We start from the raw sequence: 23,280 nt of genomic DNA on the forward strand, positions 1-23,280 counted from the left end.
TTCACTGGCCTCATTCGCCTTGACAAATTCCGCCGTCAGCCGCACGGCCGATGTGCAGCCACCCGCCGTATACCCCCGGTTGGCGACAAGCAAGGCCTACGTGACGCTGTCGCCGCCGATGGCTTCGCGGCGCACCACTCGGAGGGCCTCGCCAGGCAGGTAGCCGTGGATCCCATCACCGGCCTGCGGCGTGCGTGGAATCTTCATGGAGATTTCGATACGCGAACCCCTACCTCTATTCGCTGGCGTATCGAGGATCGCAGCCAGGTCAAACCACTCCCGCTGCTGAGGCGGCAGCAACAATTCTCGCCTGTCCTCTTCGTGCAGCCAAAGCCGGGATGCTCGACGTTTCAAAGCGGGACGCGCTTGACGTCTTCACTGCGGAAAGCTGCGGGACTACCCTCATCCCCATTGCCATGCCACCGCATGAACGCAGCTTCCAGGTATCCCATCGCACTCGTGAAGCGGTTCTCGCATCTATCCTGAACGACGCCGGACCAACACTCGGCTCCGCTGCCGTCACTGCTGCTGCGTAGCTTCGAGCGTCTCTAGCCGACACAACCGTGCTCACCGCAACCAAGAGACAGCTTGTGGGAGACTAGCCCACCTCTAATCACCACGCCTCGGAACTCCACACACAAGGCCATCCAGACTCATCCATGGGTCCTGTCCAGCCAAAGAACACCTGTTTATGACCTCCGAGGCTGCACCTAAGGGTTAAGCGGCGTTTCCGAGATACTGCCAACGATTCTCCGGGCTCAGCAGACCAGCACCCACCAGCTCGAGCGCGGAGCGGTGATCAGCCCGGTTGGTGCTGGCCCGCGGATACCGCGGCCACACCCGCTCACCTGGCCGGCTCGCCTCAAACAACGGCCGGCTCGACACATGCGGGCGCCGCGGCCGAGACCTGGGCGCTGACATCATGGTGCTTAGTTCGGCTTGCCACCACGCCCACACCTCTCGTTCGATCCGATACCGCTCCGCCCGAGCCAGCAGAGTTCCCAACACGTTCAGCTGCAGGGCCGCCTGGTTCCGGAGATCTTGCATCGACCTCGCCCACCCATCACGGTGAACGACCAAGAGCTTGTGACGCCGGAGGCGACTGAAGATCGTGGCCGTGTGCCGGGCGGTAACGCCCAGGAGACGAGCAGCGGCATCAATGGTGAGGGACGGGTGCTGGCGCAGCAGGGCGTAGAGCTTGCCGGCCAAGTGCCCGAGGCCGCGGCGGGTGAAGAGGTCGTGGCGTTGGTCGGTGAGTTGTTCCTCGAGCAGGGCAACGAGATGGGTGCGGGTGTTAAAGAGCTCAGCTGCAGAACGGCTCAGCGACGACGGGATTTCCTGCGGGGGGCGGGGGTTATCTGATGGCTGTGACCGGACTGTACTGGGACCTGTGGATAACGTGGAGGCTAGGCGCCATTCGGCGGCGTTGCCATCGTCACTCGCACTGACCCGTTCGACGTACCCGGCAGCCGCGAGGGCGGTCAGGGCGTCGGCTGCGGTGGTCCGGCCGAGGCCTCCCATCGGGCCCAGGTCCCGGATGGCGGCGGCGACCGTGCGTTTACCGGTCTGCAGGGTGAGGTAAGCCAGGGCGCGGAGAATGGTCTGCTGATTCGAGGACGCCTCGGTGCGGCCCCACCGGCCCGGGCTCACCCGGAAGCGCGTAAGGAGGGCTTCGACGTCGGTCACGATGGCGTCCAGCTCCGACAGGTCCGGCGGCTCCCGCACCGCCGGCAGCGGACGCTGGAGCGCGGCGTACTGCTGGGCTTTATCCCACTGCCGACCCAACCGGGCACGGGCCTCCGCTGCGGCCCGGGGGCGGCGGCCGCCGCGGCCCGTGTTCTTCGTCCGGAAGTGCTCCAGCCCGGGGGCCGTCTTGATGGCGTGCTCGACGTCGACCAGCTGCCAGCCCGCGTTCGCGGCCGAGAGCAGGCACATGAACCCGGTCCAGCTCGGGTTACTGCCACCGTCGATAGTGGCCATATGGGCGGTGCCGGCCACGCTGAGGCGCCGATGCGCCTGGTGACGTGTGGTGATCGGGCCCGACGGGGGACTGTCTTCCGCTCGGAGGGACGGCTTCCGTGCCTCGAGGACCGCGGCCAAGGCTGCCAAGTCGGCAATCGTGGTCGACGGGGTAATCAGGGTGTTCAGGTTGCCGCGGAGGACCGTGGAGTAGCTGCCGTCCCGGTGCGGAGACAAGGGCGGCCGCGCGGCACCAGTGACGGCGTTGAGCAGCATGCCGTGGTCCAAGCGGCGGAAGTTCGCCCGCGCAGCACTGGCCACCGGGGCGACAGCGAGTTTCGGGGCACCGCCGTGGAGGGCGAGCCAAATATGGCGGCCACCCGTCCCAGACGACTGGCACACGACATGCTCGATCGAGAGGGAATCCAGGGTGCGGGAGAGCACGTCGCACTCGTCGACGGCTTCCTCCATCAGCTCGGCATCGACGCCGTGCTTGTCTTTACCGTCGAAGTCAAAACACAGCACCCGGAACAAGCCGGTCTCATCGGCCAGGTTCATCGCCCACGGTGTCATGGGTTCAGTAGGTCCAACACGGTAAATCAGGGGGTAACTGTTCTCGTCCACCCGCCCGTACGCGTCGCGCTTCATCACGCGCACCTGATCGCGCGGACTCATCCGGCGCGTCAAAGCCCACGCTGTCCACGCTTCAGTGGACACGCCAGACACGCCGGACACAATTCCGGGTGCAATCTGGGGTACGTGCGCTATGCTCTGGGACATAGAGAAACCTCCCGTGAGGGCTGTTGATCTGGATTAGCTTGAACCTCGGGCCGGCAAGCACAGAGGGTTTGAGCTACGAAACTTGCAGTAGCCCGTCGCGAAAGCGACGGGCTCTTTCGTTTAAGCGGCTGGGATGAGCAACTCCTCTTTGGGGTCGCGAATGAGGTCGAGGACAGGCAGTTGGCCCTGGTCCGCGAGAGTTAGGCGCAGCAACGCTTCCAGGTAGATACCGGTGGACACGCCGCTTGCGGCTGCGGCTTGATTGACTTCCGCGCGGATCGCGGGGTCGACTCGTGTTTGGAACAACACCGTGGGGGTGTGGTCCCGACGAATCCTGCTTCCCTTTGCAACGGCCATGGAAACGATCTTGTCGTTAAACCCATTCAAGAGTGCGCGACGCGCGGGAGCGGCTTGATTAAAGTCTTGACTGTCCGAGGAACTCGCCAAGAGCGACGTAGAGCTCCGTGACGCGTTCTGGGATGACTGTATAGCGCACCCACTGGCCGCTTCTGGCTTCGCTGCGCGGGGGAGTGGACTCAATGAGTCCCGCAGTCTCAAGGGCAGCCAGGTGGTTTGACGCCGTCGGCGGGGCGATACTGAGCGCTGTTGCGACATCGGCGCGGGTGCATGGCCCGTTTTCGCGGATGTGCTTGAGGATTGCCACTCGAGCTCGATTTCCAAATGCGTCGATCGCGGCCTCCACGAGTTCATCGTGAGGGGGACGCACGTAGCGGGGCATCCTGCCATTCTGCCCGACCTCCGCCCTCTTCCATCGTTGACTCTGTCAACCCTAATCATTATATGATTAGCTTATGACGAAGTCGTGCACCACGCTGGCCCGATGCTCGTGCTCGAGGGGGGAGTGGTCAGCCCAGGACGAACTCGAGGACCTGCCCGAAGTCGCGGGTCACAAGATCTCGCCGCGCGGTGAATACCGTTGCCTGAGGCCGGCGCACGACCCCATCAGGGGCATCGTCCTCGATATAGCCCATACCCCGGAGATCGATCAGGGCCGCATGCACCGCGGGCCGACTCATGGTGTCGCCGATGACGTCGAACAACTCGGCGTAGCTGAGTGGCTTGCGGAGCAGGGCGCGGAGTACCAGGACGCGGGACGGCGCGGAAAACAACTCCTGGAACAACGCCACCCGTTCAGGGGCATGTCTCATCAAATTGTCGTCGCGGGCCATGCGCCCAATTCTGGCGTGGATCACCCATCCCGCAGGCGCGCCACGATCGGAATCAAGTTAATGCAAATGCATCTATTTACCTTTGCGAACTGTAATGGTCCGCTGATGTCGGTGGCTGGCGTTAGGTTCGAAGCTTCATGCGATCCGCCCATTCGATCCATATTCCCGGCGTTTTAGGCGTTTATGACCACAAGCGCAGAGGGAACACGCCCCCCGTTCAGGTGAGGCCATGAGAAAAAAGACGAGAGACTAGTCAAGGTCTCGGGGGTTCCCTAATTCCCTATGCCAGTTAGTGGAAATTCGAGAGGACATACCGCCCATGAGTGACACCGGTCGCACCGCCCCCAGCGAGGTCTTTGGAGAGGCTGACCGCGCCGGGGACTACATCGAGGAAGACACCATCCACACGATCCCCACGCCCCCACGACGCAAGGCCACGAGCACCGCATCTGCTCTCGGCACCGTCCTCGATGAACCAGCCCAGGCGCCAGTCCCGGGGAAGGCTCCTGCCGTGAAGGAGGCCCCGTCGGTGCCTCCCGTGACGCCCACCGACCTGGCCAGCACCTCTGTCCTCTTTGGTGGCTCAGCCGCTGGCCTGGCTTCCGCGTCGAGCACTCCAACCAAGGCCACCACAGGGTTCCGTGGCGCTCTGGCCAGCCTGGGACTCCCGGTCGGCCCGGGCACCGCCGAGCTAGGGGAGCGACGCCGCACGGAGCTGCGGACTGCTCATGAGACCACGGTGCGGCAGGCGACCTGGACCCGTGCGGTCTCAGTCCTAGTGAACAACCCCAAGGGCGGAACGGGCAAGACTCCCACCGCCTTGCTCCTCGGGGGAGTGCTGGCCGCGATCCGCGGCGGGTCGGTTGCGATCCTCGAAGTCTCCGACGACCCCGGCGCCCTGAACTTCCGCGCCGAGGGCAACCCCCTCCTCGGCCTCGGCGAACTTGTCCGCGACGTCGACCACGTCCAAACCGCAGGACGCCTCGCCGGATACACCGCCCCACAAACATCATTCGCATCCGTGATCGGATCCACCGGGCGGCGCGACCGCCTCACCGGCGAATCCGTCGTCGCCGTCTCCAACGTCATCGACGACTTCTACTCCATCCGTGTCATGGACTCCGGCAACGTCCCCACCTCCTCCGCATTCCGCGGCGCCGTGTCCGTCTCCGACGTCCTCGTGATCCCCGTGATGAACGCCGGCGACTCCGTCCTCGAAGCCATCCAACTCCTCGAAGAGCTGCGGGCAGAGGGCGGGCCCTCCGCCGAGCTTGCGAACCGGGCCATCGCCATCCGCCTCACCGATGGACGACCCGAGAACGACGCCGTCCGAGAAGAAGTCGCACGGCTCCTGAGCCAGGCCGGAGTGTCTGCCCTGCACGAGATTCCCTACGACGTACACATTGCCGAACGCGGACAACTCACCCTCAGCCGCCTCAACCCTGCAACCCGGGACGCGTTTGTGGCAGCAGCCGCGAGCGTGGTCCGGTACCTGCAAACCGCGGTCTCCGCCGCACCCACACAGAACCGGAAGGCCTAACCCCCATGCGCGACCTCCTGCTCCACGCGGCGATCGAGAACCCCCTCGAGGGGATCCTGCCCGACTTCTCCTTCGGCGGCGCCGAATTCACCGCCCTCTGGCAAAAACTCATCGCCGCGCTCTGGGCCATCGGCATCCTCGTCTCCATCGGGTACCTGATCTTCGGAATCGTCGCCATGGCCGGAGCCTCCGGAGACACCAACCCCAACCCACAAGCCCACGCCCAAGGCCGACGCAAAGCAGTCTGGGCCGGCATCTCCCTCGCCGCCCTCGCCGGCCTCGCCATCATCGTCGGCGCCGTCCTCTCATTCGCCGGCTAACCCACACAACCAACGCGCACCCCAAGGAGTCCCACCATGCGAATGGTCACAGCATCCGGCCGTAGCCGCTGGCCCATCGTCATCGGGGCCGCCGTCCTCGTCGTCGTCATCAGCGGCGGCATCGCCTACACCGCCACCCGCCCCACCCCAACACCCAACGCCGCACCCAGCACCGCGACGGCCACCCCCACACCGATCCCTGCGGGCACCGCTGGCCCCGGAGGTATCGGGGACGACGTCGCACCCACCGGCTGCCTCGGCGGACAAGACCGCAACGTCAACATGGTCCTGACCGCCCAAACCGACGCCAAACACACGACCTACGGGGCCGTGGAAGTCGCCACAGCGGTCTACCGGTGGCTCTGGCAATACCCGAACCCACCGGCCTCGGAAAGCGACACCATCGGGTCTGAGGTCGTCTCCTCCACGGCGTCTGCCGCTTGGAAAGACGTGGCCGTCCAGTATGAGTCGGACGAGTGGAACACGATCATCGCTGACTACAAAGCAACCGGCGGGTCGTTCCATACTTCCAGCACCAATGGGTTGTGGCGCATCACGGAAGACTCGACCGCCGATCGTGTGAACGTTGAGTTGGCCCTTGGCTACGTGATTGATGGTGCGCTCAGCCCCACCAGGTCAACGGGTATCGGCCTCGTCTTGGTCTGGGAGGACGACGCATGGCGTATCGAGTCCGGCACATCCGTTGATCAGACGAAGCTAGCGGCCGGTGGCACGCGCTACACGGCAGGGTGCTGATGCAAGCAGTGGCTGTCCTCGCGGCAGCAGGCGAACCATGCGCTGGCGGCCTAATCGCTTGTGGTGTCGCAGACATAGCCAATGGCGTCGGTGGCGCTGTGAAGACTGTCGCGGGGGTGGCTGACTTCTGGTCCGACCCGGCCGGGAACTCCTTCAAACTGTTGCAAGGGGCGGCGAAGGGTCTCTCCGATACGGTGTTACCGGCGTTGACCCAGGCGACGCTTCCGGACTTGACGGCGGATTGGTTCATTCAGGCCTATCAGGTGTCGTTTGCCCTGGCGATTTTCGTGTTCGTGGCCTTGTTGATTCCGCAGATCGTGCGCACGGCGCGCGGTCATCAGTCCGGCCGTGAGCTGGGGGAGTCCCTCACCCTCTACGGGCCCGCGTTCATCCTGGGGGCCATGTTCGGTCCCGCGCTCGGCGCGTTCCTGGTGAAGTTCTTCGGCGCCCTGTCTGACTCGTTGATCGCGTGGGGCGTCACCAGCAACTCCGAAACCATCGTGGCCAAGTTCTCCACGATGCTCTCCGAGGAAGACGGATCGGGACTGGCCGGCGGCGCTGTCCTCGGCGTGATTCTGATGTTCTTCATGATCCTGGGCCTGCTCGTCGTGCTTCTCATGCTGATCGTTCAACTCATCACCCTGTACTTCTCCGGCGTCCTCTTCCCCCTCGGCTTCGTGTGGATCGTGGACCCCCAGAAACGAAAGTTCGGGTCGAAGATCGCCTACCTCTGGCTCGGGGTCCTGGCGTCCCACCCGCTGCTGTTCTTCCTGCTCGCGATCGCGTACAGCATGATGAGCGCCCAGGTCGATGCGTTCTCCGACACCCCCACCCTCGCCAAAACGGTGACCCTGGTCGTGTCGATCCTGGCGTTGTTCATGGCCGGCCTCGCCCCCGTCGCCCTGACAAAGTTCGCCCCCGTCATCCCCACCGGTGGCGGCGGGACAGCACCCGTGGCCCCGAACATCGGATCCCAGTCCATGCAGCAAGCCGACGCCAAATACAGCGACAATGGCCCCGAAAGCTCCGGCGGCGGAAGCTCACCGTCTACGGGCAGCTCAAGCAGAAGCAGCAGCGGAGGCAGCAGCAGCGCCGGTGGCAGTTCCGCTGCAGGTGAAGGGGAGCCCGCGACGTCGTCAATCTCTGAGGCCGCTTCCGTGGGTTCCGCCGGCGGAGCAACCGCCGGTGCCGGCGCCGCGGGCGGCGGTGCGGTCGCTGCGGAGAGTGGCATGGCCGCCGCCGGCGCAGCGGAGTCCGCGACCGGTGCGGGTGCTGCGATCGGGGTTCCCACGATGATCGCCGCCGGGGCGATGGCCGGGTTTGAGGCGACGAAGAAAGTCACCGATTCAGTGACCGACGCGGCCGTGTCACCGGTCGAGGACCACGACGAACATTATGGAAAGGACTCCGTCTAGTGAGTGACACCAGGGAGTCCCATATCCGTTACCTCGGCGGCGAGTCCGGCCACCGCGGCTTCTTTGGCGGCACCACCTCCAAGACCCGGATGATCCTGCTCACCGTGTTCATCGCCGGGGGCATGGCCGGCATGGTCTCAGGGCTCGGCCTGCCGGCCCTGATCATGGCCGTCGCGGGGGTGGGCATCACGATGCTGACTACCGCCCGCACCCACCGCGGAACCGTCCTCGAGCGGCGCCGGAAGCGTGCCCGCGCAAGGGCCCGGAAGCGCCTCGGCACGGACGAGTTCGTGCCCTACGAGGTCGGTGCGTGGGACCAACTCCAAGAAGCCATCCTGCGCGGCACCAAAACCGAGAAGCAGGCTGCGGAGCGGGCGGCGGTGAAGATGCGGGCGAACCCGGACGGTGCCGACGGTATGGGTTGGCTCCAGTACGCCTCGAATATGCCCGGCATTGCCTGGCACGCCCCGATCGGTGAGCAACCGTATTTGTCCGTCGCGTTCTCCGTGTCCGGGCAGCTGCGCGGGATGGAAACTGCCGCGGCCCTGACCCGGGCGGCGAACGCGTGGGGCAAGTTTCTGGCCCGCCGCGCCGCACCCTCCTCGCTGATCCGGAACGTGCAAACCCTGACCCGGGTTCTGCCGCCGGACTCGGCCCGGCAGCAACTGTGGGTGAAGACCCGCCTGGAACCCGTGCAGGAATCCTGGACGCCGGGGCAGCGGGCGTCGTTTGAGGCGCAGAAGCTCTCCTATGACGAAGTGATCCGGAAATCCAGTGCGAATGCGATGGTGCAACGCCACTACGTGGTCGTGTCTTGGCCCCTCACCCAACAGTTCACCGACGCCGCCGGGAAGTATGGGCCGGGACGGGACGCGTGGCGGGCGTTGATGGCCGGGCAGATTCAGGCCACCGAACTGGGTTTGAACGAGGCCCGGATGGGCGACGTGCAGGCCCTGACTGCGAAGCAGACGACGGCTTTGATGTTGCACCAGCAGAACCCGCACTTGCCCATCGACCTCACCCGGAACGTTGACCCGCTCCTTTCTGGGATCGCGTCCCGGGACGAGTTCTCCGCGCACATCGTTGACGGCGTCGACCCCACCTCCGTCGTCATGACCGAGGCGGGGCCGGTGTCGCCGCCGGTGACGTGGTGGCACCGCACCGCGGCCATCCACGGGGAGAACCTCGCCGTCGCCGGCCGCAGCCCTCTCTGGTGCCTCGACCTCCTCATCGGGCGGGAACTGACCTTTGTCCGGTCGGTGTCATTCCACCTGCACTTGGTGCCGGCGGGGCAGGCGAAAGCGAAAGCGCGCGCCGACGTCGTCCGCGACCTCGCCGGGGTCCTCGCCGACCAGCAGAAGGGGCGCCTCATCTCCGACGACAGCACCACTCGCATGTCCGCCGCGCAGCGCCGCTCCGCTGACCTCGCCGCCGGATCTCACCACCACGGCGTCGATTGGATCGGCTTCGTCACCATCTCCGCCCCCACCCGTGCCGACCTCGGCCACGCCTCCCGGCAGCTTGAGGAAGCGTGCGCGACTGGCCTCGGCATCGAACACCTCGACTGGCAAGACTCCTTCCAATCCGCCGCCTCCGGCACCACCTGGCCCCTCGGCCGGGGCCTTCGCCCAGCGGGCGCAACCCTGGCAACCCGGGCCATCAACCGCCTCGCCGGCCGCACCGACAAGGAAGCCATCTCATGACCCACCCCACCAACCCGGCGGCCGCAGCGGCCAGCACCGCGCACGGCAAACGCACCGCACCGAAGAAGCCCTGGTACGGCACCGTCCCCGGCCTGAAAATCTTCCTCACCCCGGTCGCGACGTCGCCCGTGCTCACGGGCGAGGAAGATGCCGCCGGGTCTTCCGCTGCGGGTTCTGCCGCTGCGGTTTCTGGCACCCCTGTGTCGTCGCGGCGGCCTGTGGATGTGCCGCCGTTCGAGCGGCCCGGGTCCGTTTTGCGGGCGTCTTCGGGTGCGGCGGCGCGCGGTTGGTACGCGCCCCGCCTGGCCGGGGCCCCGTCAACGACCAGGCAGGCCGAGATCCTGAACACGGGCATCATTGGTGCGCCGACCGGGATTGATGGGGTCGTCAATGGTACCGACACGCTCTCGTCGACGATGATCAGTCACGACGCGCCCACCGCGTACAACGCGACCCCCAGGAAACTGACATCACCCAACGTCCTCATCATCGGCACCGTCGGGTCCGGGAAGTCCTCGTTCACCAAAACGGTCATGGTCATGCGGCCCCTGCTGCTGAAGAACCACCGGGCCGTGGTGTTCGACAGGAAAGACGAGGGCGGCGAAGGCGAATACGCCGGCGTCACCCGCCGCATGGGCACCGAACCCCTCCGCTTCGACCCCGACGGGACCGGCACCCGCTTCAACCTGATGGACCCCCTCATCGCCCGCGGCACCGGCCTCCAGGGCCAGATGCTGCTGATCAACGCTGTCGCCCGCATCGCCCGGGGCGACACCCCCGCGACGGAGTGGGAAGAGAAAGCCACCCGGTACGCCCTGCGACTGCTGTTTGAGAAGTTCCAGGACACCCGACGGGCCGCGACCACCACGGACCTGATGCCGTTCCTTGGGTTAGTGCCTACGGATCAGGGACTATCGGGGGAGGCGTCGGAGCGGTTCCACCAGGCGGGCCTGTCGATTCGGTTCGGCCTACAGAACCTCCTCGAAACCTACGCCGGCGTCTTCGACGGCGAAACCAGCCAACAAGTCGACCTCTCCCACAAGCTCACCACCTTCGACATCTCCCAGCTCCCCGACTCCGGCCCCGCGATCCCAACGGTGATGGCGATCGGGAACATGTGGCTGATGGGGCGCCTGCGTGAGGAGCGCGGGTTCGTGACGAACGTGATCTACGAAGAGGGCTGGCACATGATCGGCGGCCCCTCCGCCCAACTGGTGAAATCCAACCAGAAACTCTCCCGCTCCCTCGGCATCTCCAACGTCTTCGTCATGCACAAAGGCACCGACATCCCCCCAGACAGCCCCGGCTACACCGTCGTCCAAGAAGCCCAAACCGTGTACGCATTCCGCCAAGACCGCCCCGAAGACGCCCGCTGGGCACAAGAAACCTTCAACTTCGCCCCCGACACCGCCGCCACCCTCATGGGCCTGAACCCGGGGCACTGCGTATTCAAGTACGGGTCCAACCCAGAAACCCACATCCGCCACATCCGCTCGGACTGGGAAGTGGAAGTCACCAACACCGACTCCGCCATGGCCGCCGGCAATGCCACCACCTAACCCGTGCAGAAAGGCATACTCGGCACCACAGCAGTGCTCCTGCTCGTGGTCCTCTTCACCGGGCTGCTCCTCGTCACCGGCGGCGGCCCCGGCACCGGGGCCTGCGCAGCAGTGGCTGCGAACCCGCAGGGCGCCGCGGAACGCGCACCGGTCGCCGGTTATCAGGGCGACCAGCTCGTCAATGCTGCTTTGATCATGAACGCCGGCGCGACCGCGGGCGTCAACGTGCACGGCCAAACCATTGCCGTCATGACCGCCATGGGCGAATCTGCGCTCCGCAACCTCAGCTACGGCGACACCGTCGGACCCGACTCCCGCGGCCTGTTCCAACAGCGAGACACCTGGGGCACCCTCGCCGAACGCATGAACCCCACCCAAGCCGCCGGATTCTTCTTCCAACGCCTCGTCACCGTCCCAAATTGGGACACGCTGACACCCACCGCAGCCGCGCACGCCGTGCAGATCAACGCCGACCCGAACCACTACACGACCTACTACGACCAGGCGAAAGAGGTCGTGACCGCGCTCACCACCGGGGACGCCGCGTGCGCGGCCGGCGTTGGCAGTGACGCGCGGGCGTTGGCTGCGGCCCTCGTGGTCAAGATCGACGCGGGTGCCATCACGGGGTTGTCGCCGGATCACCTGCGCGAGATCCGGTGGATCGCCGACGGCGAAACCCGACCGAACTGCGGCATCGACACCCGCATCCTGCAAGTCATCACGATAGCCACGAACATGTTCGACGCGGTCGGGATCTCCGACATCAACCGGGCCTGCACCGGCCAAATCCTTGGCTCAGGCCTCTCCTCTCCGCACTCCGCGAACGGCGGCGGCCACGCCGTCGACTTCTACTCCTTCGACCGGATGCCCACTACCGGCTCCGACGCGAACGCCCTGAAGCTCTTGAAGGCGCTCAGCCCGGTCATGCCGGCCGGGTCCGGCGCCGGCCAGAACCAGTGCCGCGCCGACGCCGGCGTGAGCCTGGACCTGTCGATGAAGCAATTCAAGGACGACTGCAACCACGTCCACATCGCCGTCAACCCGAACACCACCGACCCCATGAAACTCAGCAACTAATGCCCCACACCCGGGCACACCGCGCCACCTCGACAACGAGACAGGCACCCGTTTTCTCGGGGGCAAGGAGAACCCTGTGATCGACTGGAAAGCCCGCATCATGACCGGTCTCCTCGCCCTCCTCGCCGCCCTGGCATTGCTCGTGGCCGTGCACGTCGGCGCGATGATCACCCCCACCGGCACGACCTATCCGTGGAACCCCGCCGCCCTGGCGGGGGACTTCCTCTTCCGGGACGCACCGTGGCCGCCGGCCGCAACCTGGACGAGCGTGGTTGCCCTGGTCCTGGCCGTGGGCCTGTTCGCGTTCATCCTGGCCAAGCAGGCCCAATGGGCGTCGACCAAGCGCAACAACGCGGCGCTGCGGCACATGGCCACGACCCGGCAATCCGCGGTGCTGCGGGAGAAGCTGCGGGCGAAGGAAGCGGCTCAGCTGCACCCGGCCGCGGTGAATCTGCCGGCGGGGGAGCGGGTCGGCCGCCTCGTCGGACGCGGGAACCGGTGGGTGTATCAGGGGTGGCGGGACCTGGGCGTGTACGTATTCGGCACCGGCCGCGGGAAAACCTCCGCCCTGGTCATTCGGCACATGCTCGAAGCCCCCGGCGCGGCCATCATGACCTCCAACAAAGTCGACGGCGTCCGCGAAACCCTCGCCGGCCGTGCCAGCCACGGGCAAGCGTTCATCTTCGACCCCAACCGCATCTACCGCCTCGACCCGCAGCCCGACTTCGTGTTCAACCCGCTCGACTACATCCGAAGCGCCGCCGACGCCCGGGAACTCGCCGCGATCTTCGAAGCGTCCACCCGGAAGGCCTCCGACCGCGGCGGCGATTCCCAGTTCGATACGGCCGGGCGGGACATGCTCGCGTACTTCTTCTACGCGGCCGCCCTCGAGCACGAACCCCTGTCCCAGGTGTTCGCTTGGATCGCCCGCGCCGAGGGGTACGACGTGCAGCAGATCCTCGCCCGCCACGGAAAAACCGGGCCCTCCTCCACGATCGAGGGCATCCTGAGCTGGCCCGACAAAACCAAAGGCAGCGTCTACGCCACCGCGCAGCGCATGGCGTCCGCCCTCGCCGACGACGACCTCCTCGCCTGGACCGACCGGGCCGGCATCCGCCGATTCGACCCGGCCGCGTTCATCACCAGCACCGACACCCTCGTCCTCCTCTCCAAAGACGGTGAAGGATCCGGCGGCGCCATCCTCACCGCCCTCATCCGAACCATCTGCACAACGGCCGAAACGGCCGCGCAGCGAAACGGCGGCCGGCTCCCGGTGCCGCTCGTGATGGAGCTCGACGGGTGCGCAAACATCGTCCGCTGGCCCGAACTGCCCTCCGTGTATTCGTTCTATGGGTCGATGGGCATCATCCTCAACTCCTACTTCCAATCCCGCGCCCAAGCAATCGACGCTTTCGGGAAAGACGGGTGGCAAACCCTCTGGGACGCCGCCGCAACCCGGGTCTTCGGCGGCGGATCCGGCGACGACGACTTCCTCCGCTCCCTCGCCGCACTCATCGGCGAACACGACGAAATCACCTACGGCAGCTCCACCGCCAAAGACGGCCACCAATCCACCTCCACCAACACCCGCAAGGTCAACACCCTCGACATCGCCGACCTCGGATCCCTCCCCGAATGGCGCGCCATCGTCTTTAGCTCCAAATGCCGACCCGTCATGGTCAACACCGTCCCCTGGTTCCGCGACAAAACCCTCACCACCACCATCAACCGCACCATCCCGACCAGGACGCCGAACCCCACGCCGATCGTGGTGCCCGACAACACCACTGCAGCGGAGGTAGCAGCCCATGGCTGAGTACGACGAGTACGACTCGACCGGCCCTGAAGAGGACGCGGTCGACGTCCGCCAAATGTTCCTCGACTGGCTCACCGGTCACCTCGCCACCGTCGAGGTCGTCGGCACCAAACCAACACCGTGGTGCACCCAATGGTGGCTACACCCCGAGGTAGTCGCCAGGTTCAAGGCCCTCTGGCAAGCCAGCATGCAAGCCGACGCCAGCGTCATGGACGGTGACGCCGGCGCCGTGTCGTCCTGGTGGATCAACCACTGGGACCGCCACGCCGCAGTGATCTTCGACAAAAGCAACGGGCCCTTCCGCGACTGCGACCCCGAACAAGGACACCTCCACCGACGCAAAGACAAAGCTGCCTGGATCGTGCCGACGTCGATGCCACCGGACGATGTGGAGCTGTAACTGAAGTGTTCGCCACGTCTTTTTAGAACGTGCCCGACAGAAATTAATCATTAATCCACGATTTGTCAGCGCAAAACGGGGCTGTTCGACGGGGGTCAGAGCACTAGATCTACCGACTGCGACTATCGGAAAAATGGCCTCGAAGGGATGTCTCGCGGTCGACCGATTGCAGCGAAATGAGTTGGTGGCACCGTCAGCAGGTGGCCAGCATGGTGTTAATCGCGGCCTTCTCCGCGGAGTCCATTGACAGGCCCCATCCGTATTTCACGTGCACGACGTGCTTGGCATAGGTGCAGCGGTACGAGGCCAGCGGAGGCTGCCACTCCGCCGCGTCCCGGTCGGATTTCGACGCGTTGACGTTGTCGGTGACCGCGATCAGTTGGCCGTCGCTAAGACTGTTGGCGAACTGCTGGCGCTTGCTCGACGTCCACGTTGACGCTCCGGAGCCCCACGCCTCAGACAGTGCGACGACGTGGTCGATGTCAACATCCGACGACGCGTAGTTCCAGGCGCCGTCATAGACGGAATACCAGCTGCCCGAGGTCGCTGAACACGTCGAGCTGGTCACGACGTCGACACCATCCCGCTGGAGAACGATCTCTCGCGTGTCGCAGCTACCGGACTGCGTGGACCAGTGCGGGAAAAGGTCTCGGGAGTACCCGGCCGAACCCGTCTCAACCTTGGTGGGGATCGCGGCCAGCTCGCTGTTGATCGTGCTGAGCGCCGGCGGGTCCGGCGGGGAGGCGAAGGCCTGGGTGACCGTCAGTTGAGTCGCCACAACAACAAGTGCACCGACAAGTAGCAGGGCGGGGGACGGGCGTTTCATCGAGACTCCTCGGATCGACCGCGAATCGGAATTATCGATTCATCGGCATGTCTCGATCCTCTCGGGTGGCCGGTCGGCACCGCAGGCCTTTCCAGGTGAACACCCGGCAACTTCCGCACGAGGGCTGGTTCGGTACGTCGGCCGCGTGACGTCGGCAAGCAGCGCTCAGCTGTCCCCGTGGGTTTGTGCCGTGGCATCCAGGCGTGATCTCGAGCAGGGGCAGGCGCTGGCATCGCCTTGGACCGGCTGCGACTGCGCGCAACGGGAACCCCTTGTGGTCCGATTTCGAAAACCGATAGGTTTGCATCCATTGGGGGAGAGAAATGGCCGACAAGTGGACGTTTGTGTGGTTGCTCGCCGTGTCGGCCACGGTATTCACCCTGATGGGCTGTTCACCTGCCGATGGCTTCTCCGACCTGAGTAGAACGGCCAGCGCTGAGGATGCCATCCCAAGTGGCCTTCCTGATTACGCATTGGACGATTTCGACATCGACAGCCTGAGGTTTGTCAGTGCCGTTGACGACACGCGGCTGTACTTGGCACGAGGCCGCGAATACCCGGTCTGCCTGCTCGTATACAGGACGGCCACTGACTGGCAAGGAGGATGCGGCTCGAATATGACGACCATGAAGTCGCCAGGTTTTGAAGTCATGGTTGTTCAGGATGGCATGCCCAATCGAGCGGGCTGGAGCAAGGCAAGCGAGAACCTCCGCATCAAGGACCATTAGGTCCAGCGTCGCCGAAAGGGAACCCCTGTCCGGGCAATCAGGCACTCGTCGTCGCCGATTTGGACGGCTGCTCGAGGAACGCGTCGATCGCTCCCCGGAAGGCAGCCGGCTGTTCGACCCACGGGTAGTGCCCGCTCCCGTCGATGACCACGCATTCACCTGTGGGAAAGAGGCGTGCCAGCGCGGTCACCGGCGCTAATCCGGTGAGGCAGTCCTCGGCTCCGGCAATCACCAACACGGGGGCCAGTACCTGCCCCAGCCGCGCCGGGAGGTCGCGCGGTGGGGGGACACTGAAATACGCCTTCGTAGCGGGCAGGCTCCAACGCCCCATGGTCGCATGGGATCGCTCTGTTGCGCCCCAGGTTGAGTATCCGGCCGGCGCTGACTCCTGTTGCCAGGCGTTGAACCCGTCATCGTCAACCGTCTGGGGCCCCGCTTCCAAAGCTGCGAAAGCGGCGTCGAAAATCGAATCCCCGCGCCGCTTCTCGCTGAGCGTGCGAGCATCGGATGGCTCATCGACGAGATAAGCCGCCGGAGGAGTGATCAGCACCAACCTGGCAACGCGGAGCGCGAACTGCGCCGCGTAGGCAATGGCCAATCTCGTTCCCGCCGAGTGAGCCACCAGAACGACGCGATCGAGGCCGAGATGAACACGCAGGTGCTCGATGTCGTCGGCTTGAGTCCAGAACGACCCCCGCTCTTCCGTGTCCGGCGCGGCCGTGCGTCCGACACCTCGTAGGTGGGGCACGATGAGGCGGTGCCGATCGCTGAGGCCGGCCAGATCACCAAGGTAGCTGGGGTGGCGGGCAGCTCCTCCTGCAAGGAGAATAACCGGGCAATTGTCGCCATCGCTGCCCTTGCGTCGCACGTCATCGTAGTGAAGTGCTGACCCGTCGGAGCTTTCGTAGCTTGGCATCACTCGACGGTACACGGCACACGTAAGGGAACCCTTGACGGGCGGACCTCCTTTCGTGCCGGCCCTCGCGTTGAAAACCAGCGCGCTCAGCGGCACACCACGAGCCCTCGTTCCAGGGCTCCACGTATAGCTCGAGCCGGTGCAGTTGCCCGAGAGTCCGAGCCCAGTCGACAACGGCGTCGATCGCGTCGGCGGCGTATCCGCGGTTTCGAGCGGAGGGTCGAATCCAGTAGCCGACGCTCACGCGTCCGTGACACTCATGTTCAACCCAGAGGCCGATTTGTCCCACGGCAACGTCATTCTCGTCAGCGATAGCGAAGGAATACCCCGTCCGAGTGTGCAACCGTTCGAGTGGAAGTGGTGGCCGCCAACGAGAACGATTCTTGAAGCCCTAACGCCTGTCCTCACCTTCCTTCCCGTTCACCTGTATAGTCTGACTCCGCGCCTCAAGAGACGGTTCCTCATGACCACAGCTTCCAGTGTCAAGCGGCCAGTGCCCCGGTGGCGATTCGTTTGGAGCTACATCTGTCTAGGCGTCGCCGTAGCTGCAACCGCCTACCTCATCTACAGCTATTCGGTCCATATCCCTAAGCTGCTGAAGTCGAACCCGGCGGACCCGGGTTGGGCGTCGCTCGGATTCTTTATGACCCCGATCATCATCGGTCCGTTCACGGTCATACCTATGATCGCCTCGATCATCCTGAGGTGGACATGGCTGAACATCACCGGCCTTGCCGTCATACTGATGCTGCTTCCGGTTCCGTACGTGTTTGATGCGGTTGGGGTAACCAGACCTTTCTTGGAGCTTTAATTCCTGCCCCCACATGTCAACGCGTTGCCTCGTTAAACCTGAACATTGATTCGGAACGACTCGAGGAACGCTGAACGACGCACCGAACGCCTCGAGTTGGAGACCTGACCGCTCGGTGGTGTTTACGGGTCCCTGGGACGACCTGAGGTAGGTACGCAGCAGTACGTCCACACGTTCTATCCGACATACTCTGGGTCCCTGACGAACGACAGGCTGATCACTGGCTACCTGTCGACCAATCCAGGCTGTTGAACAGAGGTCCCTCTTGAACCGCTCGTCCGACCGCACGACCGTTCGCCTTCTCAACGATGGACCGATGAAGTGGCCACTGTGGTTTGGCAACGCGATTGCTGATGATCGAAGCCGGCAGCCGATCTCTGGTGCTCTTGAGCTGGAGCTTCTGGAATGGACCAGGTTCTACCACAAGCACTATGACGACGAGTGGGACAGTAACGAGAACTCCATGCGCTACAACGAGATGGGACGTGCTCTCGCACAACGAGTCTCGGCGGAGCTCGGCTCTGAATACCGGGTTCTTTTGCAGCTTCAGCGAACGGCATCAGAACCGCAGAGGTGGATCGAATTGGGCGTCTAGGCTCTGACCCAACGCACGCCAGGTGTCAATCGTCACAGGCGATCCGCCCTCAACTCACCTGGCACGTAGGGATCCGCTGTCCATTTGGGAACCCCCAATCAACGCGGATCTCAGGGTCGATTCGGTCAGGTGCCGACACCTCGGCGGGCAGGCCCTCTGGGAAGAGTGCAAGATCAGCGCACGGAGTGGCTCCCCTGCGATGGGAAGTCATGGCCAAGCAGCCGACCACGGTTGCTTTCACGACCGAATACTAGATCACTCCATTGCAGTTCTGGGTTGTCGAGGCGCTCGATCGGACTGTCAACTTGAGATGCGCGACGCGTCAGCACTTCGTTCCGAAATGTCTCCGTCAGCCGTTCGAGATCTTCTGAGTCTCCTGTCGTATCAAACTCGTAGATTGTGATCTCGACGGCCACGAACAGCTCGATCATGCGAAGTCTTTCGGAAAAGCGGATCCTGCTCCAAAACGGCGACTTGGACCATTCGTCAATTTCCGGATCGATGCCGACGCGCGGATTGAAGTGCAACTCTTCGGGCTCAACGTCACGGTCGAATGTGAGGCGTCCAAGGCGGCACACACCGTTTCGGAGGGACCGCTCACCCCATCTGAATCGAGGTTCAGCATCACGTGGCACTCCGACGACGGGCTCGGCCTCCGCGACTCTTGCGGTAGATACGGCTAGTGTCCGGTGCCTGTCGATCCGCGCTAGTCGATTGAGCCAGCCCAAGTAGTTGCCGTCCGGGTCGGAGTTGAAGGGCTGCATGGTGAGGAGCATCTCGCGGTGATGCTCCGCTAGCGGCGCCAACCTGTACAGATTTCGCTTCCAAGATGACTCGTCATCGTAGATCGGGTATTGCAGGGCTGATTCGCCAGGCGGGGGATACTTTCGTGACGTATGCACGGCAGCAGCCCAGACGACATAATCCAGAGCGCTCCGAAGGTTGTAGAGCCATTCCCCGAAGAGTAGCGAGAGCGCGGGCGGTATGGGCGATTCGAGAAGGACCCGCATCTCGTACTCCCTGGCCGACATCCGGCGCAGGTCAAATTCGAAGGGGTGAGGCTCCAGGAATCTGTTCCACACGCGCGCCATTTCCGCAGAATGCTCCTTGGCACGTTCCACTCGCAATCGCGCGGGGTCAAACTGGAGAGAGGCCACACCTGAATGCTAGGCGCAAGTCGGAGATGCTAGCGTTTCGGCCGGTGATGAGTACATTGCACCCAAGTCGGTTCGAGCCCCTGCCTGGTTCGCGCAAGCGAGACGGGAACCCTTTACGGGAAGGCATGCATCATGGCCCTCGTCCGTGCGCCGTCGAGATTGGGGTGCCTAGGCACCTGCTCCGGAAGGATCAAGTGCCGGAGCAGCTTGGTCGTTTATCCAAATCGTTATAATACTCCAGACAGAAGACTATGTTGATGCCATGGCCTCCGAAATGCGTGAACCGACCTTCTGGGTCCTGACTGTGCTGACCGGCGGTCGGCGCCACGGGTATGCGTTGATGGAAGAGGCCCGAGAGCTGTCCGGCGGTCGTTTCAACCTCAAGGTCGCCACTTTGTACGCAGCCCTCGAACGGCTCGGACAGCAAGGCTGGGTGGCGCTGGACGGCGATGAAGTCGTCGACGGTCGCCTGCGTCGCTACTTCCGGCTGACCGACAAGGGGGCTGCAGAGCTCGAGGCCGAAGTCGCCCGGTTGGAGGCAAATGCTCACCAGGCGCGGTCCGGCCTGCAGGCGCGTCGAGCAGTGTCTCCGCTGGCAGCGTTTTGACGGGCCCTGGCGACGTCGACCTCCCGCCGTCAATGTCGATCCGTATTGCCCACGCCTCGAGGGACATGACAGCTAAGCCCTCAACCAACGCCAATCTGGCCCTTTCACTCCAATCCTCTTCACGACTCACTTCACCCACGAAGGACTGACCATGAACGACACTCGGGACTCGCAGTACCGCAAACTCGTCCGCTGGTATCCGCCCGCATGGCGGGAACGGAACGAAGAGGCCATCGTCGCCGTGCTGATGGATGAGGATGATGCGGAAGGCCGCGTCGGCCCCACCCTGTCGAGTCGTCTCGCTCTAATCGCCGCCGGTCTGTATGAACGCTTCATCGCTCCAGAACGCCTCAGCCGAGTCGGCCTGGGCGCACTTGTCCTCTCGGTCGTCTTCTCTGTTTGGTACCTGGGTGTCATCACATGGGCACCCAGCATCACCTATTCGGGTACGTTCGGACCGTTCTCCAACCCGTCCGTCATCGTCGGCGGAATGCTCGTGGTTGCTCTCATCCTCGCGCTGTTCTCCCGCGGTAGAACCGCCCGTTTCATCGCCCTACTCAGCGTGCCGGCCATCATCTTGATCGGGATCTTGTCATCGGTTCATTCATGGCTCGGCCCGAGCGTCCCAGCTGTGGTGATCTTCGCCGGGCTCAGCCTGGCGGCCTCATCGCCGCTGCGCTCCGCCAGCGACGCTGGCCGTGTGGCCGGAGCGTTCGTCCTCGTCCTTGTCGGCCTCTTCCTGACCGACCTCCTCCGCGCGCACCATTTCGACTTCGGCCTGAGCCCTATCCTCGTTGTTCAGGGGGTAGGCGTCGTCGCGTCATTCATCGGCGCTCTCGCGCTGCTCTGGCCCTCGGCACGAAACCTTCGTAGAGCATCCAAGCCAGCAGCATCACGCGGATAGGCGCTGGCGAAAGTCGAACTGAACGGGCGACTGCCCGCACCGACCCCGTTGGGACCGCCACATTGGAACCTCTACCGGGCGACGGGTCAGACGGTCGAGGGTACGTTGGGAGACGTGACTAGCCGCAATGGGCGCATCGCCCTGATCACCGTCGGCGTGATCGCTCTGATCCTTGGTGGAGTGTGGGCCGGGCAGGGCATGAATCTGATCCCGGGAAGTTTCATGACAGGCAGCCGCACGTGGCTTTCCATCGGGCTCATCATCGCCATCGTCGGCATCATCCTAATTGTGCTCGGCCTACGCCGGCCAGGGCACGGCCGCACGAGCCGGTGAGACTCCAACTGTCGCGAGCCCAGATGGCGCTCCGACGCAAGCGAGACGAACGGCCAACGGGCGCCAATGAAGGGGGATCTGATGCGAACGTACGATGAGCACGCGTTGCTGGCCAAGTTGGAGCTGTTGGACCGACGGGCAAAAACCGTGTTCGCCGTGTCCTGCGCCCAACGACTGTTCCCTCTGTTCGAGCGCTACGCGCCGGCGGTTGGAGCCCCGGCGCTCTCTGAGCGGCTGGCGGAGATCGTGGCGGCAGGATGGGACCTCGCTGCAACACCGATGGGCGAGGTGCAGCGGATGGAAGCTGAAGCGACGTCGATGGTCCCGGACGAAGATGATGACGGGTGAGTTCGGGAGTCGGCATACGCGCAGAACGCTGCGGCAGCTGTCGCCTACGCGATGGGCGTGTGGCGAACGGACGACCCGCAACAGGCTGTCTGGGCGGCCACGCAGCTGTATGAGGCGGCGGATTACGCGTTCTGGCAGGCTAATCCGGATGCTGATCTCAACGACAGCGGTGCGGCTTTGGGCTCCGGGTTCGTGCAAGCAGCCCTCACAGCGATCGATGAAGACTTGGCTATTGTCGCGTCGTCGGCGCCGTCTTGGGTTGAGCTCCGGAGGCGGGCTGACGCCGAAGGCCGAGCGTGGGCGGCCACGTTACCGTAGGCTCCGCACCGACGCCGGTGGCCCAACCTTGAATAGCATTCCTGCCAGGGCAAGTTATCTGCTCGAGAGGCACCCGGCCGTCCCGTGGTGACCGACCATCGAGCTACCCAACGATCGAACTCGCTGCCCTGTCAGCGGCCGCTTTCTCCTCGGCTAGCCAATCGAAGCCCAATGGCAGCAAGTCGGCGATTGAGACGTTACGGACGCCTACCGGAGTGGGAACAAGGACTCGCATGTTGGGGTGGTAATCGGCAAGAACCTGACGATCGCGACCACACGGGGCTTTCACGCCGCGACCGCTGTCGCCCACGGCCACAATTGTCGTCAGCTCGCGTGCTCCGGAAGTTCGCGCCGTTCCCAGCGCGACGAGCTCAGCGCAGGGACCACCCGTGAAGTGATAAACGTTGACGCCCACGTGAATCCGTCCCGTGGCATCCCGAACAGCAGCTCCGACTGTGTGCACGCCACCTTCAACGTCAGCGTTGGCATCAATGGCTTCCTCCGCTCTCGCAATGAGTTCCAGGTCGTCATCGGTGAGCTGGCGCATATCCATGTCGTTGAGCGTATTGCCCAATGCGCACGTTGCGCGCCGAAACGAACGTCAACCGGCTTCGATCAGCGAATGCAGGGCGTCGTCGCCGAGATCCCGATCGGAGAAGATTTCCCGAGAGATGCCGGCCGCGGCTCCTGTTGTTGATGGCCCTTCCCATACCTTTCGCAGACCGGCCCGGACAGCCACTCGCGCAGAGGCAGGGTTGTTGGAGAGCACTCGGGCTGTGATCGGAACTGAGTCGTTGTGAATTCGAGCACCAGCGACTGCAGCAAGAGCGATTTCCGTTGCGTAACCTCGTCCCCAGGCCGCAGGGGAGAGGCGGTACCCGAGGTTCCAGACGAGCGCGGGAGTCATGTTGACTCCGCCCGTACCGATGAAGGTGCCAGCTGTCAGTGCATCGTCTGCTCCCTGATCGGCGACGCGAACCGCCCACTGACCGATCTTGTGTTCTCGCATGCTCGACATGGAGGCATCGACGATGGTTTTGGACTCCTCTCGAGTCTTGTGACGCCCAACGGGTAGGTGCTGCCAGGTATCAGGGTCGCTGAACACCTGGAAGACCAATTCGAGATCAGCAGGAGTTAGGGGTGAAAGCGAAAGGCGGCGAGGATCTGGCGTCGATTCAAAAGTCATGATCAAATCCATTGTTCCCAATCGCACCGACGTTGA

26 protein-coding genes are annotated in these 23,280 nt (G+C 64.2%); 16 read left to right on the forward strand and 10 right to left on the reverse strand.

Translation table 11 applies throughout. The features are described 5' to 3' along the window. Window positions 1-717: 717 nt before the first annotated feature. The 4 genes from CXY82_RS08920 to CXY82_RS08935 all read right to left on the reverse strand — a co-directional run bounded on the left by CXY82_RS08920 (window position 718) and on the right by CXY82_RS08935 (window position 3,929). Complete coding sequence (locus tag CXY82_RS08920) at window positions 718-2,634, reverse strand: hypothetical protein (protein WP_233199271.1); 1,917 nt, start codon at window positions 2,632-2,634, stop codon at window positions 718-720. A 225-nt stretch (window positions 2,635-2,859) separates the two neighbouring features. Beyond that, the gene (locus CXY82_RS08925; protein ID WP_104170609.1) at window positions 2,860-3,096 is read right to left on the reverse strand and encodes a hypothetical protein; all 237 of its coding nucleotides are present in this window, start codon (window positions 3,094-3,096) and stop codon (window positions 2,860-2,862) included. A gap of 58 nt (window positions 3,097-3,154) precedes the next feature. After that, on the reverse strand, window positions 3,155-3,478 hold the full coding sequence (locus tag CXY82_RS18575) for a helix-turn-helix transcriptional regulator (protein ID WP_104170610.1): 324 nt from the start codon (window positions 3,476-3,478) through the stop codon (window positions 3,155-3,157). Window positions 3,479-3,605: 127 nt separating this feature from the next. Next, the gene (locus CXY82_RS08935) at window positions 3,606-3,929 is read right to left on the reverse strand and encodes a hypothetical protein (protein ID WP_134372450.1); all 324 of its coding nucleotides are present in this window, start codon (window positions 3,927-3,929) and stop codon (window positions 3,606-3,608) included. Window positions 3,930-4,248: 319 nt separating this feature from the next. Here CXY82_RS08935 and CXY82_RS08940 point away from each other — a divergent pair, with 319 nt between their 5' ends. The 9 genes from CXY82_RS08940 (at window position 4,249) to CXY82_RS08980 (ending at window position 14,515) form a co-directional block, all read left to right on the forward strand. Further along, complete coding sequence (locus tag CXY82_RS08940) at window positions 4,249-5,469, forward strand: ParA family protein (protein WP_104170612.1); 1,221 nt, start codon at window positions 4,249-4,251, stop codon at window positions 5,467-5,469. Window positions 5,470-5,474: 5 nt separating this feature from the next. Then, entirely contained in the window at window positions 5,475-5,789 is a 315-nt protein-coding gene (locus CXY82_RS08945) for a hypothetical protein (protein WP_233199272.1), read from the forward strand. Window positions 5,790-5,825: 36 nt separating this feature from the next. Next, complete coding sequence (locus tag CXY82_RS08950) at window positions 5,826-6,545, forward strand: hypothetical protein (RefSeq protein ID WP_104170613.1); 720 nt, start codon at window positions 5,826-5,828, stop codon at window positions 6,543-6,545. 116 nt (window positions 6,546-6,661) lie between these two features. Continuing rightward, window positions 6,662-7,960 carry a hypothetical protein gene (locus CXY82_RS08955; protein WP_104170614.1) on the forward strand — a complete coding sequence of 433 codons (1,299 nt, stop codon included), beginning with the start codon at window positions 6,662-6,664 and terminating at the stop codon, window positions 7,958-7,960. Then, window positions 7,960-9,663 (forward strand): hypothetical protein, encoded by a 1,704-nt coding sequence (locus tag CXY82_RS08960; RefSeq protein ID WP_104170615.1) that lies wholly within the window; start codon window positions 7,960-7,962, stop codon window positions 9,661-9,663. The genes CXY82_RS08955 and CXY82_RS08960 overlap by 1 nt, the downstream gene beginning before the upstream one ends. After that, window positions 9,660-11,222 (forward strand): ATP/GTP-binding protein, encoded by a 1,563-nt coding sequence (locus CXY82_RS08965; protein WP_104170616.1) that lies wholly within the window; start codon window positions 9,660-9,662, stop codon window positions 11,220-11,222. Before CXY82_RS08960 ends, CXY82_RS08965 begins: the two co-directional genes overlap by 4 nt. A 3-nt stretch (window positions 11,223-11,225) precedes the next feature. Beyond that, entirely contained in the window at window positions 11,226-12,299 is a 1,074-nt protein-coding gene (locus tag CXY82_RS08970; protein WP_146069090.1) for a hypothetical protein, read from the forward strand. Window positions 12,300-12,375: 76 nt separating this feature from the next. Next, window positions 12,376-14,115, forward strand: coding sequence for a type IV secretory system conjugative DNA transfer family protein (locus CXY82_RS08975; protein WP_104170618.1), 1,740 nt, complete (start codon window positions 12,376-12,378; stop codon window positions 14,113-14,115). Then, complete coding sequence (locus CXY82_RS08980; protein WP_104170619.1) at window positions 14,108-14,515, forward strand: DUF4913 domain-containing protein; 408 nt, start codon at window positions 14,108-14,110, stop codon at window positions 14,513-14,515. Before CXY82_RS08975 ends, CXY82_RS08980 begins: the two co-directional genes overlap by 8 nt. Before the next feature lie 193 nt (window positions 14,516-14,708). On the opposite strand, the gene CXY82_RS08985 is transcribed toward CXY82_RS08980, so the two are convergent. After that, the gene (locus tag CXY82_RS08985) at window positions 14,709-15,341 is read right to left on the reverse strand and encodes an HNH endonuclease family protein (RefSeq protein ID WP_104170620.1); all 633 of its coding nucleotides are present in this window, start codon (window positions 15,339-15,341) and stop codon (window positions 14,709-14,711) included. Window positions 15,342-15,664: 323 nt separating this feature from the next. Here CXY82_RS08985 and CXY82_RS08990 point away from each other — a divergent pair, with 323 nt between their 5' ends. Further along, window positions 15,665-16,069, forward strand: a complete 405-nt coding sequence (locus tag CXY82_RS08990; protein WP_104170621.1) for a hypothetical protein — start codon at window positions 15,665-15,667, stop codon at window positions 16,067-16,069. A gap of 37 nt (window positions 16,070-16,106) precedes the next feature. Here CXY82_RS08990 and CXY82_RS08995 read toward each other — a convergent pair whose 3' ends face one another. Continuing rightward, window positions 16,107-16,985, reverse strand: coding sequence for an alpha/beta fold hydrolase (locus CXY82_RS08995; protein WP_104170622.1), 879 nt, complete (start codon window positions 16,983-16,985; stop codon window positions 16,107-16,109). Continuing rightward, window positions 16,939-17,274, reverse strand: coding sequence for a GNAT family N-acetyltransferase (locus CXY82_RS18580; RefSeq protein ID WP_370443693.1), 336 nt, complete (start codon window positions 17,272-17,274; stop codon window positions 16,939-16,941). Before CXY82_RS18580 ends, CXY82_RS08995 begins: the two co-directional genes overlap by 47 nt. A 354-nt stretch (window positions 17,275-17,628) precedes the next feature. Here CXY82_RS18580 and CXY82_RS18585 point away from each other — a divergent pair, with 354 nt between their 5' ends. Further along, window positions 17,629-17,796, forward strand: a complete 168-nt coding sequence (locus CXY82_RS18585) for a hypothetical protein (RefSeq protein ID WP_158252155.1) — start codon at window positions 17,629-17,631, stop codon at window positions 17,794-17,796. A 316-nt stretch (window positions 17,797-18,112) separates the two neighbouring features. Further along, window positions 18,113-18,391: a hypothetical protein gene (locus tag CXY82_RS09010; protein ID WP_104170625.1), complete on the forward strand. Its 279-nt coding sequence runs from the start codon at window positions 18,113-18,115 to the stop codon at window positions 18,389-18,391. A gap of 173 nt (window positions 18,392-18,564) precedes the next feature. Here CXY82_RS09010 and CXY82_RS09015 read toward each other — a convergent pair whose 3' ends face one another. Continuing rightward, a complete protein-coding gene (locus CXY82_RS09015) occupies window positions 18,565-19,548 on the reverse strand; it encodes a hypothetical protein (protein WP_146069091.1) in 984 nt (327 codons plus the stop codon). Window positions 19,549-19,810: 262 nt separating this feature from the next. On the opposite strand from CXY82_RS09015, the gene CXY82_RS09020 reads away from it, so the two are divergent. The 4 genes from CXY82_RS09020 (at window position 19,811) to CXY82_RS09035 (ending at window position 21,740) form a co-directional block, all read left to right on the forward strand. After that, entirely contained in the window at window positions 19,811-20,155 is a 345-nt protein-coding gene (locus tag CXY82_RS09020) for a PadR family transcriptional regulator (RefSeq protein WP_104170627.1), read from the forward strand. A 151-nt stretch (window positions 20,156-20,306) separates the two neighbouring features. Continuing rightward, window positions 20,307-21,059 (forward strand): hypothetical protein, encoded by a 753-nt coding sequence (locus tag CXY82_RS09025; RefSeq protein WP_104170628.1) that lies wholly within the window; start codon window positions 20,307-20,309, stop codon window positions 21,057-21,059. Window positions 21,060-21,173: 114 nt separating this feature from the next. Beyond that, window positions 21,174-21,392 (forward strand): hypothetical protein, encoded by a 219-nt coding sequence (locus CXY82_RS09030; RefSeq protein WP_199180919.1) that lies wholly within the window; start codon window positions 21,174-21,176, stop codon window positions 21,390-21,392. Between the two features lie 81 nt (window positions 21,393-21,473). Continuing rightward, window positions 21,474-21,740 carry a hypothetical protein gene (locus tag CXY82_RS09035; RefSeq protein ID WP_146069092.1) on the forward strand — a complete coding sequence of 89 codons (267 nt, stop codon included), beginning with the start codon at window positions 21,474-21,476 and terminating at the stop codon, window positions 21,738-21,740. A gap of 421 nt (window positions 21,741-22,161) precedes the next feature. On the opposite strand, the gene CXY82_RS09045 is transcribed toward CXY82_RS09035, so the two are convergent. After that, window positions 22,162-22,611 carry a cytidine deaminase gene (locus CXY82_RS09045; RefSeq protein ID WP_199180920.1) on the reverse strand — a complete coding sequence of 150 codons (450 nt, stop codon included), beginning with the start codon at window positions 22,609-22,611 and terminating at the stop codon, window positions 22,162-22,164. A 48-nt stretch (window positions 22,612-22,659) separates the two neighbouring features. Beyond that, window positions 22,660-23,244: a GNAT family N-acetyltransferase gene (locus tag CXY82_RS09050; protein ID WP_158252156.1), complete on the reverse strand. Its 585-nt coding sequence runs from the start codon at window positions 23,242-23,244 to the stop codon at window positions 22,660-22,662. Between the last annotated feature and the right edge of the window lie 36 nt (window positions 23,245-23,280).

The organism is Cryobacterium sp. M23 (genome assembly GCF_002929655.1).
Lineage (GTDB): Bacteria > Actinomycetota > Actinomycetes > Actinomycetales > Microbacteriaceae > Cryobacterium > Cryobacterium sandaracinum.